Here is a 14,234-nt window from a genome sequence, read left to right on the forward strand (position 1 = left end):
TAACTGTTCATGTCACAACGGAGCCGCCTTTTTCTATTTACTGCCACATTGGTGCTAGGCACGCTCCTCCTAGCTTCAGCAATTGGATTCCAGATCGGTGCTTCGACCCTCGAAGAAAACTCCATTGAACGTCTGCGCCGCGCCAGAAATATTAAAGCTCAAGAGATTCTTAAAGACGTTGATTACCTAAATTCGACTTTAATCACCTTCACTGAATCCCCAGTCATCAAGAATTTTTTAGAAAGATATCCTTCTGCTCAGTTGGAAATTAAGAACTGGTTAAGCAAACACAGCCGTGAAAGTGACTGGCGCGCGAATGTTTTAAATAACTATCAAGCCTTGAATTATGCCGAGCTTAATAAAGCGACGGCGCAAATGTCGAACCTTTCGCTTTTCCTGCAGTCCCAATACATCCGTGCGGCAACGGTGGAAAGTATTCCGATCAATAAAGTTTCACTCCCTAAAGGCGCTCCGGCGCTTTCTTATTTTAGAAATGTGGCTGACATCCAAGGTTTTCTAAACGGCCTGACTGAAAAAACTAAAATTTCTGATCTGATTCTTTTAGACCGTGAAGGCAATGTCGCGTTCACCGTAAAGAAGTCTTTGAATCTGGGTGCTCATCTTGGGGCTGGCTTGTTTGCAAATACCAGAATGGCGCAGGCCTACCGTTGGTCGCTGGCTGCACAACCAGGTGAAACTAAGTTTTTTGATTTTGCTCCGCTGGTTTATTTCTGGCCAAAGCCTGAAGCATTTCTTGCGGCACCCATATTTTCTTCCAATCGATTTTTGGGAACACTTCTTTTTCAAATCTCTGTCAGCCGCATTGATGGAGTTCTTAGCAACGAAGAAGTTTGGAAAACTTTAGGCCTGCAAAAAAGCGGAGAGGTTGTTGTCTACGGCCCAGAAGGTTTGATGCGAAACACTTCGCGCCTGTTCATAGAAAACTCCCAAAGTTTCTTTAAAAAATATCCGAAGCTTTCTGACCAAACAGCGTCTGCGGCTGCAATTCGTAAAGCGAAAACAACAGCGCTGCTTATGAGTCATCCCCGTCAGAAAATCGACCGCTACCTAAGCAAAGGCAGCGCTGAAGAAATCGACAACGATTATTTGAATAACCGCGTAGAGCTTTCAGCCAAGAAAATTGATCTTCCCGGCGGCACCTCTTGGGTGGTTATTGCCAAGATCAACCAAAGTGAATATTTAAATCCCGTGCGCGAAAAAATCTATCCGGTCATGGCTCTGGGAATCGCCTTGCTGGGTATTTCAGTAGTGGTCGCGGTGCAAATGTCGCGCAGAATGTTTGCGCCGATGCTAAGCCTTAATGAAGCTTTAGAAAAATTTAAAAACAAAGACTTTAGTGCTCGCCTTGAAGTTCCTAAAAAAGGCAGATTCAAGAATATCATTTCCAACTACAACACGTCCCTTGAAGATTTTAAAAACACCCACCAAACAATGGAATTCCTGCGCACCGTGTTTCAAAATGTCGACGTGCCAGTATTGATTGTGACTGCGGCACAATCGGATGTTGAATCTTCAGGTGAGCCGTTATTGCAGATCTCTGAAGTGAATTCTTCGGCGGCAAAAGTTTTAGAAATGCCCCAGAACCTTTTGAAAAATTCAGATTTGAAATTATGGATCGATGCTGATTTTGTTTCTTTCATTTCAGCCTTAAAAGGCGAAGAAGTAAGTTCGCAACCCTTCGAAGGTGAATTCAAAAAACTTTCTGGGGAAAGACTTCCCTTTGAGATTCACTGGTCGATGATCGGCGATAAGAATTCTAAATACATTGTTATTGCCGGCCGCGATGTGACTTGGAAAAAGCAGTTAGAACATACTATTGAGCTTAATGAACAATTGCTTAAACAATCCCAGGAACTTTCTAAGACGGGTTCTTTCCGCTGGAATATTATGGCGGATAAATCCTTCTGGACCGAAGAGACTTATAACATTTTAGGTGTAAATCAAAACAAGCAGGCCACCTACGATTTATTCCGCAGCTTAGTTTATTCTGATGATCTTCCTTTACTAGATATTGCATTTAAGGAGGCCCAGAAAAATCGCACGCACATGAGTTTAGACTTCCGAATTCGCCGTAAAGCCAACGGTGAAGTGATCTGGGTGCGAATGCTGGCGCGTACTGAATATGATGAATACGGAAATCCGATTTCAACTTACGGTACCATTCAAAATATCAACGACATTCGCCGCGTGGAACAAGCCCTGGTAGCAGCGAAGAATGATGCATTGAAATCATCGCAAGCGAAGTCTGAATTCCTGGCTCGCATGAGTCACGAAATCAGAACGCCGATGAATGCCATCATGGGTATGGCGGAACTTTTAAAAGAAACAAAGCTAGACGCCGACCAACAGTATTACGTCACCATTTTCTGTAAAGCTGGTGAAGTACTGATGGCGCTTATCAATGACATTTTGGACCTATCAAAAATTGAGGCCGGCGAAGTATCTATTGAAAACATTCCATTCGATCTTAAGAAACTTATGTTCGATGTGGAAGAAATGATGAAACCTAGAGCGCTAGAAAAAGGACTCAATTATTCTTTCTCTATCGCGCCGAATTTAACTCCTTTCCTAATGGGTGACCCTACAAAACTGCGTCAGGTTTTAATTAATATCGTCGGAAACTCGTTAAAATTCACGGAAAGCGGCTATATTCGCGTGGCCGTGGAAAAAAGCCCATCACGCAAAGACAGTCTGCTTATCAGCGTGAGCGATTCGGGCGTGGGTATCCCGGCAAATAAACAGCAGTTGATCTTCCAGAAATTCAGTCAGGCCGACAGTTCCATTACACGTCGCTTTGGCGGAACAGGCTTGGGGTTGGCGATTTCTAAGAGCCTCGTGGAACTTATGGGTGGCCAGATCTGGTTTAAAAGCCAAGAGAGCGCCGGAACGACGTTCTTCCTGACTATTCCATACCGCGAACAAGTTTATCACCCTGTGACTAATAAGCCTCTGCATCAGGAAAAGCCAGAAACGGAAACTCCACCGCCTAAAAAAATCCGTACCCCAGGCAAAAAAATTCGCATCCTTGTGGCAGACGATACCGAGGACAACCGCACTCTTTTCATTCATTATTTAAAGAACGAGCCGTTTGAAATAGTTGAAGCAGAAAATGGACTTATGGCGGTTGATAAGGTAAAGTCAGAGCAGTTTGATATTGTCTTTATGGACGTACAAATGCCTGAAATGGACGGTTATGCGGCAACGGAAGCGATCCGCAATTGGGAAAAAGCAAATAACAAACCGCCGATTCCAATTGTTGCCCTTACTGCCCATGCACTTTCTGAAGATCGACAAAAATCTTTAAGAGCAGGCTGTGACGATCATATTGCGAAGCCTTTTAAAAAGGATACACTGTTAAAAGTGATCAATAATTTTGCCTAACCCTAAGGAGTTTTATGGCAGCCCCAGAAGAGAAAAGCCGACTACTTATCGTAGAAGACGATTCTGATATCCGCGAGCTGTTAAAACATTTCCTAAAAGAGTTCGTAGACGAAATCGTTGAAGCCGAAAACGGAGCCGCCGCACTTGAGATCGTAAAGAATCAAGAATTTGATACCATCTTATCTGACATTGAAATGCCACAAATGAATGGACTTAAGTTTTTAGCTTACGTTCGCTCTTTGGGGCAGATGACTCCGTTTGTGGTGTTAACGGCCCATGGTGACCACTCTAGAGCATTAGAAGCTCTTTCTCTTGGCGCCTTTGACTTCATCACTAAAGACTCAAAAAGAAAGTTAGTTATTGAAAGCGTTTGTGCGGCTTTGAAATTTGGTCGCGAAATGAAAGCTTCCAAAAACGATCCTGTTCGATCCACTCACTTACGTAAAATCTATGCGGATATGTCTAAATCTTCCGAGATGAGATTACGTAAAATCATCGAGGAAATGTCCTCTTAGTCTCCGGAGCTAATTAATGGTTAAAATGACTGCAGTATATCAGGGTGAAAAGCACTGCGAACTCACCCATGGCCCTTCTAATGCGCAAATCTCAACAGATGCACCTAAAGATAATAATGGTAAGGGTGAAGCGTTTTCTCCGACAGATCTTTTAGGGGCTGCTACTGGCAGTTGTATGCTTACCGTGATGGCGATTGCTGCGGAAAAAGATGGCGTGAATCTTAAGAACGCTTGGGTGACTGTAGAAAAAGAAATGAGCACGGCTCCACGCAAAGTTGCAAAGCTTAACGTGGTTCTGCACATGCCCCAATCCATTCCTCAGGATTATCGCAAAAAATTAGAGGACATTGCTTTAAACTGCCCGGTGAAATTAAGTCTGCATCCAGACCTGCAAATGCCGGTTTTGTTCCACTACGACATCTAATCACTTCACCAGGACAGTCACGCTTTCTAAAGTTTGATTGTCTTTGATAAGTTCAAATACGTGTCGCCCCTTTTGGGGCTCCCACAACTGCCTTGAGTTTGCTGAAATTTTCTTCCCGTTGATTTTCCAGAACAGTTTTTCTTTTCCTACGGATTCAATCACTAAAGGGACTTTTTGGTTTTCATTTGGTATTCCAGGATCTAAAGCTAAGATCATTCCATCTTGGGGATATAGGATTTTGGCGCGAGGATAAGTCTGTGGATTTGTCTCTGAAGGTTTCTGCTGAAACGAAAGATTCTTTTCAGTGGAAGGAAACCTTTCATCCAGATGCTGCATGATCTTTTGCCAAATGGGTGCCGCGCCGGTAACACCCATGACGTTCCACATAGGCTCACCTGTAAAGTTACCTACCCATACAGCCACGGTGAAGCGTGGGTTGTAACCAACACACCAATTATCACGCATGTCTTTACTAGTTCCGGTTTTTACTGCGGCCCCGTTAGCTGACAGACTTGAATCTAATCCAAAACCTAGAACGCGATTTTCTGAATGGCTTAGGATCTCTGTTACCTGACTGGTTGTACTTTCGGTGAAGACCCTAGAAGAAACGTTCTTTTCTGCAGAGCTTGTAAATTTAAGATCGCTGTAAAGACCGTTACGGGCAAGGGCTCTATAGGCTTGGGCTAAATCTTCTAAAGTGATATCCGCTACGCCTAACGCTAAAGCGGGGCCGTAATAATCGGGATTCTGCAATGACCGAAAGTTTAAAGCCTTTAGATTTTCCCAAAAGCTTTCGTCATTTAAAAGTTTAAAGACTTTCACTGCCGGGACATTCAGAGATGAGGCTAAAGCGACTTTTGCCTTCACCCAGCCATAATATTTGCGATCGTGATTTTGCGGTTTATAAACTCCGCGTTCAAAAACGATATCGACAGCTGAATCTTCAATCCAAGAGTCCGGCGTAATTAAACCTTTTTCGAAAGCAGTGGCGTACAGGAAAGGCTTTAGCGTCGAACCTGCTTGCCGTAATGCTTGAATGCCATCGACGTATTTGTGTTCAGGGGAAAGACCACTGCCACCGACATAGGCCCACACTTCACCGGTTTCATTTTCAATAACAATAGCTGCGGCTTCATTCACGTTTTGTTTTTTAAGCGATGAGACATGGGATTGAATTAATTCTTGAATGTAGGTTTGCAGATCACCGTGGATGGTTGTTTTGACTTCTCCGGCTTGGAAGGTCTTATTAAGTCTTTGTGCTAAGTGCAGAGCAGATTGGTACTTGCTTCCTGCAGAACTTTTTCGAACCAATTCTGGAATAACATTTTTAAATTGCTCACAGTTTGTCGGGCGTTGCTGACATGCCCTGCGCACCCATACTGTTTGATCAGCGTTTGGCGATCTGATAAGCACGGCAAGGGCAGTAGCCTCCGTCAAAGTTAATGAGCCTGGAGATTTTTGATATAAAGCCCATGAAGTCGCAGCGATCCCACGATTTTCTCCTCTTAATGGAATTAGATTTAAATAGGCTTCCAGGATTTCGTCTTTAGACCAAGACTGTTCAAGGTTATAAGCATCTCGAACCTGACGAATCTTGCCTGTAATCCCTGAATAATAGTTTCGGTTTTTAGATAGCAGCTTTAGAAGCTGCATTGAAATCGTACTACCACCGCGGGACGAGCGTTTAAACACTCTTTGATAAAGACTGGCCACTAGAGCTTTGTAATCAACGCCGCTATGGTGGATAAAATTTTTGTCTTCTGACTCAAAAACTGAATTTATCAACGCAGGGGATGCTTGCTTTAAAGACATCCACGTGAATGAACGCTCCTGGTTATCAACTCGCATCTGATGCAATAAATGACCGTTGCGATCCTTTAACCATAACTCTGAACCTTTATGGCGAGTTTTGATGAGGTCATATTCAGGAACTGCGGGTGCCTGGGCAACAAAAACCCCCGCTGAAAAAATCAGCGACGGAATTATAAAGCTAAGCACCCACTTTGTTCTTAATTTCACTCACTCACCGTCCATGTTGTTTCTGGCAGATCCGCAAAAATATCTGGGCTATACATAACCTCAGCATGGGTGGCTGGCAGTTGGTACATGCCTGATTGGTTAAAGCGCAAAGTGTATTCGTAAACTTGCTCACCGCTAAACCATTCTTCATAAAACCGCACACCTGTTTCCATTCTTTCCACCGCCGAAGCTAGCGAAGAAGTCAGGACACTAGCACCTGCTGGAATCGGATCTTCAAGCACTAACCAAGGATGGGTGGTTGCGGACTTCACCTTGATTTTCACTTGGGCAACATCACCGATGCTCCATGAGCCTGGCCTTTTTTGTTCTATTGCGGTTATGGTTTTTTCTAATTGCAGTCCTGCGAATACTTTTTCAGATATAGGAACAGCGGCCTTCATCGAGACGGTAATCCATGGTGCCCCTGGTCCCTTCTGAGCCAGAACAAGATTTGATTTCTTTTCTTTTAACGGAAGTTCAAACGTCCCCATCGGTTCAGTCCAAGCGTGAGTTTTTGTTTCACTTCCTAGTTGTACGATAACGGCACCTTCCACTTTTTCTTTTGCGAATGCTGTTTGGAACCGTTTATTGGCTAGAACTCCCCAGGCATTTGAAGTTGTTAATAACCACGCCCCTTGTTTCTGTTCAGACAACGCTGCCGTGTAAAGGCGAGGCAAGTCGGTTTTCCATTGTTCTAAGTCAGCAGCAAGTATCAGTCTTAACAGGGCTGATTGCGAATCACGCATCAACCAGGCCATCGCTTCACGCTTATCATTTTTAATCTGAACTTTTTTCGAGGTAACAATAAGTCGGCTACGAATTTGTTGAGTGATATCGTTAAGTTTTTTCCCTCTGTTCTGTATTGATTTTTCTCTTAAGTGGATTTGATACCATTCTATCAATGTGTATAGAGGCCACTGTCCCAGTTGTTCATTGATAGAAGTCAGCAAGTCAGGTTTTAACTTCCCATATCTTGATAAGACCTCAAACGCAGAAACCTTTTTTAGTGGTTCGTCTAACGAAACTGCTTTTACCTCTTCGCGGGTTCGGCCTTGGGCGTAAGCGGAAATACCGTCAAGCAGACGGGTTTCGTTTTCCTGACTTAGTTTAAATCCTGCTTCGTGACTAATTGCTAAAATATATGAAGTTAAAGCGACACTCCCCATGGTTTGATCGTTAGGGAAATAGCGAAGAAGTCCGTTAGCGTCTATATAGGTGCTAAGCTTATCCTCGATTTTCTGCCACAGCTTTTTATCTGCTAGGGACACAGATTTTGAAACTTGTTGTTCTAAGCAAGTGTAAGGATAGTTTTTCCAGAAATCCTTCTGGGATTCCTTGCTAAGTCCGATTGAGTTTTGTAGCTCTACCAACACTGATGACTGCCCCGTCACAGCCTTCGCAGGCTCTTCAATATTAAGCGACGTAAATTCCGGCCATAATCCCATCTGGGTCTGTAACACACGCGGTATATAGACCGGTAAAACCTTCTGAACTTTTTTTACCTCATCCAGAGTTTTGCCATTAGTACCTACTGCGCTAACAACATACTCAAGACGATTTGTATTCACCTTGATTTCCCAGAAGATTTCTTTGGATTCACCGGATTTAAGGTCGACTTTCTGAGCAGGATATGAAGTCTCAGCACCATTTACTTTTAACTTTAGATTTATGCTATGAATTTGCGCGGTATTATTGCGCACGGCAAATCCGGCTTTAAAAACATCTCCTAATCTTGCTATTCCTCCTAACCCAGGGACAATCATGATGTCTTGGGAAGATTGAATTGAAGTAAAACCATGTCCGAATTTATCAGCGCCATCTAAAGCCACAGCTACGAATCTAAAACTTGTCGTTGAATCATTTAGCGGAACTACGACTTGGACTTGTCCATTTTTATCTAGCTTCACTTGGGGATTCCAATAAAGAAGAGTATCAAAAAGTTCTCTTCTTAATGCTCCACCGCCGTCACCGCCGATGGGTAGTGCCTTTAATCCGAAGTGGCGTTTACCGATCACCAGAGTTTGGCCAGAAGCCGTAGTCACTTGATGAGGACGAGGTTTCATCATCGCTGTTAATAAATCCCAACTTTGGTTATCACGAAGTTCCAAGAGTCCTTCATCAACCGCGACAACGGCAACTTCACCTGTTGCAGGTTTGTTCAAAGAGTCTTTTACTGAGATTGTAACAGAAACTTTTTCCCTGACCTTGTAAGCTTTCTTATCCGTCTGAACTTGAACGCTTAAGGTGTTATCTTTTGTCCCCACCTTGATTGCCGCCATCCCTAATTTTAAAGCGGGTTTGCCTAAATCAACCAAAGCCGTTGGCAGGGGTTCATCAATTCTTTCACGAATGGCAAAGGCGGAAACCACCACATTCGGTGCATATTCTGCCTTGATAGGAACTTTGATAACCGGTTTATCACCTTTTACGTCCACAATCTGGGTATGCAGCACACCTTCCCGCTCAATGGTCACAAGTACTTTACTTTTAGCAAATGGTGTTCGCAGTTGAAACTCAGCAACTTCCCCTGCTTCATAGGATTTTTTAAACGGAATTAGATCCGCACGGTCATGGTCATCAGATCCAAACCACTGCGGGCTTCCTTCTTTAATGATCCAATGATTCACATTCGCATAACTATCACGACCTTCTTTATCCTTAGATCGAACAACCGCAATAACAGAACCAGCCACTTTGGATTTACCGACGCAGTTAAAGACACCCTTGGAATCTGTTTCACCTTCACAAAGCTCGCCTACTTTTTTAAACTCTCTAAAGTCTTCAAAAGCGTAAAACCCACCGACCAATCTTTTTCTGTGGGAGTAATAACGACTGGTGAAAAGATCCACTGCAACCTTTTGCTTCGCTAAAGGTTTTTGCTGCAGATCCATGGCCACAATACCGAACTCAACATTGTCCGGTCGAGTCCACCACGATTTAGCTTTGATGCCCAAAACCACACTTGATGGCCACATCATAAAAGAGCGAATCACATTTTGAATTTCGCCATTAGGATCTTTATATTCAATCTCGCTGCGTAATCTTTGTGGGCTAGAACCATACTTTAGATCTTTAAGGTTTACCTTTGCCGAACCTGTGTCAGAAAGTTTTAACTCTTGCGTTCCACTTTGTACGATATAGCGGGCACTTTCGTCTTCACCGGTTCTGAATAAACCTTCTTTTACAACACCATTGGCGAAGCTATATTCAACATAGTCGTCAGATTCAGGTTCAAAATAACTAGGCTCTACACTCCAGCGCAATTTGGCTTTTAGATCCGATGCAGGTCCGCCAGCAAAATATTTTCCAGTCACTTCTAGCGGGACAGATTTATCTAAGACAAAAAGGGGTTTCTGTGAAAGAAGGCTTATTTGAATTAAAGGAACTCGGAAGCTTTCTACAGAAAACCCACCCACGGGGATCGATTCGTTTTTATCCTTTTGCAAAGATAAACTCCAACGGCCCATCTTTGCGCCTGCTGGTAACTGGAAGCTGAAAACCGCGGTGCCATTTTTTTCATTCCATTTTAATGGCTGCTTAAAACTTTGCAGACCTGAATCGTGGGAAATATTAATAGTGCCAGGATATTCTTTTGATGAAGGTATTTGTAGTTGAGCCCTGTCGGATCTGCGCAATACTAATTTTGCCGACAAAGTTTCTTCAGGTTTAAATAAAGTACGATCTAAAATTCCATGGGCGATATATTTATCTGTACTTTCAGCATAGCCCAATTGATAGCGCCATGTTTCGATCCCTTGGGTCCATGATGAATGGGCAAAACTAAAATCATTTTCTTTTTCCGCGACCGCAAAGAAGCCGTCATAGTAATAAGCATCATCCTTGCGCTTCCAATCCTTTAGCGGCTGCTTAAACCGAAAGTATGCTAAACCCTGGGAATTGGTTGTACCTTTAAGAACTTCACTGCCATTCACATCAAAAATACGCACTGTAGAATTCGGCACGACCTCTGCTGTCTTAAGTTTAGTAACCCAAACCCAGGCCTCATTTTCAGAATACTTTAAATGGACCGCCATCGAGGAAACTAAAGCCGTGGTTCTTACGAAGTACGGTTTCTTTTCATCAAGCAGCGCAGTTCCCAATACGGGGCTTTGCACTTCTAAGAAATAAAAACCATTTTGCTTTAAAGGGATGCCGACGACTTCAGTTTCTGAAGGATTCAACGGTTTTTGAATAACTATGGATTGAGCCTTAGCAGTCTTTAGAATCTCTGAACGAACGGAGCTATCCGGTGATCTTTGCACTTCATTCAGAATCTTTACGATGTTCTTAAATTTAGAAGCATCAAATTTCCCAGTAACACCGGTGAATTTATTAATTAAACTTTTTTCGACTCTTCTTAAGGTCACAGCTAGGGCGGCTTCTGGTCCAGCTTCGACAACACCAAAGTTCGCAGCAAACTTCAGTAGCGGCGGATTCACACCCGTTTTAACCTTTAAAGGAAACTGATTCTGATTAGTAAGTGCTCTGCCATCTTCATCTTTCAATTTACCTGGAATATGCAAAACGTAACTAGAGTTGGCTGCAAAAGGCCCCTTAAATGTTAAATAAGAAACCTTCACTTCATCAGGACTGATCTGTGCTGGAAATTTCTTGCCATCAGATGCTTGAAGATAAATCTTTTGTGCCTCTGTCAAAGCAACTGAAGAATTAAACTGAAAGCTCATATCTAATAGCGGAATGCACGGCTTTCCCACAGCTTCCCGTTGGCAAGAAAATTCAGCTTTAAAGGCTTCAGCGACTTCAAATTCAAAAGTTTCATCCTTCGGGCTTGCCGCACCACTTTGCGCCTGGACACCTTTTCCCCATACAAGACTTACGCGGCCGCCAGCAGGAAAAGTCCTTTTGGCTTTCACAACGACCGTTTCGCCGACCAAGGCTTCGCTATCGTATTTGAATTCTTCTTTTGCTGCTTCGACGATCTTTTCTTTTTCCCGACCATCAATCACTTCGACAGGGATTTTGTCACCCAGTCCTTCGATAACAAAGTAAACATTGTCTTTGATGGAATCTTCTTTAGCGGCAGCATCGACCATCAAGATAAAACTTTGATCAGTTTCAACAGCGCGATATTGGCGAGGAAAGGTATCCTTAACACTCGGACCACCGGTGTTAAATTGGTAAGTTTGTCCTGCAACTTTAACACTGCACAGAAGCCCACCCGGCAAAGCATCGGTAAAATCGAAAACCCAATTTTTTGTATCTAACCAACGGCCTTGGCCTTTTTTAAAGCATTCACTTTGCGCCGGTGCTGCAAGCTGCAGATCACCAAATTGAACCATGGGCTGCGCAAACTCAATACGTACCTGCTCTACTGACTTGACGTAGCCCTGTGGACTAAAGTTTCTGACTTGAATTTTTTCTTGAGCAAATAACGGCGCAATAAAAAGAAGGCCAAGAAAGTGAAGCATGAAGAAACTCCTTTAATACCTTCAAGCTTCCTCGGCCTGCTAGCGATATGTCATCTCTTTATGCCCTATGACTTCGGATCATCCACGAAGCCTTCTCGTGGAACGAGATAAGGTCTTCGTAAATAACAATGGCATGTACGTCGCCAGTTTTTTCGGCCTCTTCCCGATGTTCTTTAATTCGAGTAGCTAGTGCTAAGTGGTCTTTATTCAAAATTTCAATCATTTGATGAGGCGTAATTGGGTCTGACGGAGCTTCATCGATCAATGCTGTTTTTAAAAAATCCCTGAAACTGCCCGGAGCCTTACTTCCATAAGAGCGAATGGTTTCAGCAATGCTATCTACTTTTTCACCTAGACTCTTGTACTGGTGACCTAACAAGCTGTGCATAGAAAAGAACAATGGACCTTCGATGTTCCAATGAAAATTTTGGGTTTTTAACATAAGAACATATTCTTCAGAAAGAGTTCGGCTAAGCGTTTGCACAGTTTTATCAAAACTATTGTTGAAGCTGGTTTGCATCTGTCCTCCACAGGATTAAGCTATATAAGAAATAGTTAAAATCTATTAGTGAGGTCTGGCTAGCTGTGAGATAATTAACATATCTTGCAGCTCTAATCAGTTGCCCCCATAAGGAGGTAGTTGTGACGACGTTAGCGACCCGAGCCCTACTAGCCGCAAAAATACGCGTTGGCCGCGTAGTCCTTTATTTTTACCTGATCACTTTTATCATTGTGGGACTATTCGATTATCTAGGTGACTAATAAGTTCCTGACAAACACTAAAGCTTCCCGGATACTCGTGTGTAGAAAATCACAATCCACATCAAGGAGTACGTATGAAGAAGTTGATTTTATCGGCCCTGGTTTTGTTAAGTGTTGGTTGCGCGCAAATGAAAAAACAATCAGCGGAACCTGCACCCGTTGAACCTGCTGCTGTTGTTCCAACCAAAGCTCAAGCTGTTTTAAAACCGGCACCAGGATACAAAGTAAAAGGTATTGTTCACTTTACGACTGAAAATAATTCCACAAAGATTGAGACAAATATTGAAGGTCTAAAAGCGGGTCCCCATGGTTTCCATATCCATGAAGTGGGCGATTGCTCAAAGCCAGATTTTTCATCTGCGGGTGGCCACTTTAATCCGACTTCAGCTAATCATGGTGACGTTCACGGTGATAATCGCCACGTTGGCGACCTAGGAAATATCGTCGCGGATACAAAGAAGAAAGCTAAAACTAATATGACAGCAGAAGGTCTTTCTATGTCAGGCGCTAATAGCATCATTGGAAAAGCAATAGTCATCCATAAAGATAAAGATGATTTGAAATCTCAGCCAGCTGGAAACTCTGGCGCAAGAATCGCTTGCGGTGTGATCGAAGCACTTTAATTTGCGATAACACAGAAAATAAAAAAGGCGGAGCAACTAGCACCGCCTTTTTTTTTAAAATCTCAAGAAACCTTTAAACCGACTTCACCTTCTGGAAGATTCTTCCAAAGATGCTTTGCCCCTGAATATTAAACATTTCCATTTCAACGGTGTCCCCGTTTTTCATAAATGGAGTTTTAATAGCGCCAGTTTCGATTTGTTCAATCATGCGTTTTTCAGCTAAGCAGCTTGATCCGTTTTCATGTTTGTCATTTGAAACAGTTCCGCTACCAATGATCGAACCCGCTGCTAAGTTTCTAGTTTTAGCTGCGTGGGAAATCAAATGGCCAAAGTGAAAGTGCATCGCACCTGCGTTGGCTTTACCAAAGAATTCTCCGTTGTATTTCACGTGCAATGGTAAATGAATTCTTCCTTCTTTAAGCGCATCACCTAATTCATCACTAGTCACTGCAAATGGTGAAAGTGCTGAAGCCGGTTTACTTTGAAAGAAACCAAAGCCTGCCGCCAATTCTTCAGGAATCAAGCCACGTAAAGAAACGTCATTCACTAAAACAAATAAACGAATGTACTTAAGCGCTTCATCTGGAGTAGTGCCCATCGGGACAAAATCAGTCACCACAGCCACTTCACCTTCGAAGTCAGTGCCGTGAGCAAAATCACGCTGAGGGATGTCTTCTGTTGGAGCCAGGAACTGCCCGCACTCCCCTTGATACATCAAAGGCACAGTTTCAAGTGTTTCAGGCAAAGCGGCCTTACGCGCCATACGAACAAGTTTTATGTGATAAATAAATGCCGAACCATCGGCAAAAAGCCACGTGCGCGGCAAAGCAGAATGGAAATCATTTTGGTTTACTGCAAATGATCCCGTTGCTTTACCGTCATTAAGGTCTTTATAAATTTTTTGAAGTGTTTCTTCGTGTTGCTTCCAGTTTTCAAGAGCGACTCGCAAACTTGGAGCGACCTGAGTCGCCTTAACAGCGGTCTTCAGATCACGACTGACAACACAAAGTTCCCCGTCCATAGACTGCGGGGATTTTAACGAACCCAGTTTCACAGAATT

8 protein-coding genes are annotated in these 14,234 nt (G+C 43.1%); 4 read left to right on the forward strand and 4 right to left on the reverse strand.

Features of this window, described 5'->3' with window-relative positions:
* Positions 1 to 9 precede the first annotated feature (9 nt).
* From MNR06_RS10475 to MNR06_RS10485, 3 genes are read left to right on the forward strand one after another with little or no spacing between them, the layout of a single operon-like run.
* Positions 10 to 3,402 carry a hybrid sensor histidine kinase/response regulator gene (locus MNR06_RS10475; RefSeq protein WP_243535788.1) on the forward strand — a complete coding sequence of 1,131 codons (3,393 nt, stop codon included), beginning with the start codon at positions 10 to 12 and terminating at the stop codon, positions 3,400 to 3,402.
* 14 nt (positions 3,403 to 3,416) lie between these two features.
* Entirely contained in the window at positions 3,417 to 3,917 is a 501-nt protein-coding gene (locus MNR06_RS10480; protein WP_243535790.1) for a response regulator, read from the forward strand.
* A 16-nt stretch (positions 3,918 to 3,933) separates the two neighbouring features.
* Entirely contained in the window at positions 3,934 to 4,341 is a 408-nt protein-coding gene (locus MNR06_RS10485; RefSeq protein ID WP_243535793.1) for an OsmC family protein, read from the forward strand.
* Here MNR06_RS10485 and pbpC read toward each other — a convergent pair whose 3' ends face one another.
* The 3 genes from pbpC to MNR06_RS10500 are packed head-to-tail and all read right to left on the reverse strand — an operon-like array spanning position 4,342 to position 12,309.
* The gene (gene pbpC / locus MNR06_RS10490; RefSeq protein ID WP_243535795.1) at positions 4,342 to 6,360 is read right to left on the reverse strand and encodes a penicillin-binding protein 1C; all 2,019 of its coding nucleotides are present in this window, start codon (positions 6,358 to 6,360) and stop codon (positions 4,342 to 4,344) included.
* Positions 6,357 to 11,789, reverse strand: a complete 5,433-nt coding sequence (locus MNR06_RS10495) for an alpha-2-macroglobulin family protein (protein ID WP_243535797.1) — start codon at positions 11,787 to 11,789, stop codon at positions 6,357 to 6,359. Before MNR06_RS10495 ends, pbpC begins: the two co-directional genes overlap by 4 nt.
* Positions 11,790 to 11,847: 58 nt before the next feature.
* Complete coding sequence (locus MNR06_RS10500) at positions 11,848 to 12,309, reverse strand: Dps family protein (protein WP_243535799.1); 462 nt, start codon at positions 12,307 to 12,309, stop codon at positions 11,848 to 11,850.
* A gap of 316 nt (positions 12,310 to 12,625) precedes the next feature.
* Between MNR06_RS10500 and MNR06_RS10505 the strand changes: the two genes are divergently transcribed.
* The gene (locus MNR06_RS10505) at positions 12,626 to 13,174 is read left to right on the forward strand and encodes a superoxide dismutase family protein (protein ID WP_243535801.1); all 549 of its coding nucleotides are present in this window, start codon (positions 12,626 to 12,628) and stop codon (positions 13,172 to 13,174) included.
* A 73-nt stretch (positions 13,175 to 13,247) separates the two neighbouring features.
* Here MNR06_RS10505 and MNR06_RS10510 read toward each other — a convergent pair whose 3' ends face one another.
* The gene (locus MNR06_RS10510; protein ID WP_243535803.1) at positions 13,248 to 14,228 is read right to left on the reverse strand and encodes a fumarylacetoacetate hydrolase family protein; all 981 of its coding nucleotides are present in this window, start codon (positions 14,226 to 14,228) and stop codon (positions 13,248 to 13,250) included.
* Between the last annotated feature and the right edge of the window lie 6 nt (positions 14,229 to 14,234).

This window comes from Bdellovibrio reynosensis (assembly GCF_022814725.1).
In the GTDB taxonomy this organism is placed as follows: Bacteria; Bdellovibrionota; Bdellovibrionia; order Bdellovibrionales; family Bdellovibrionaceae; genus Bdellovibrio; species Bdellovibrio reynosensis.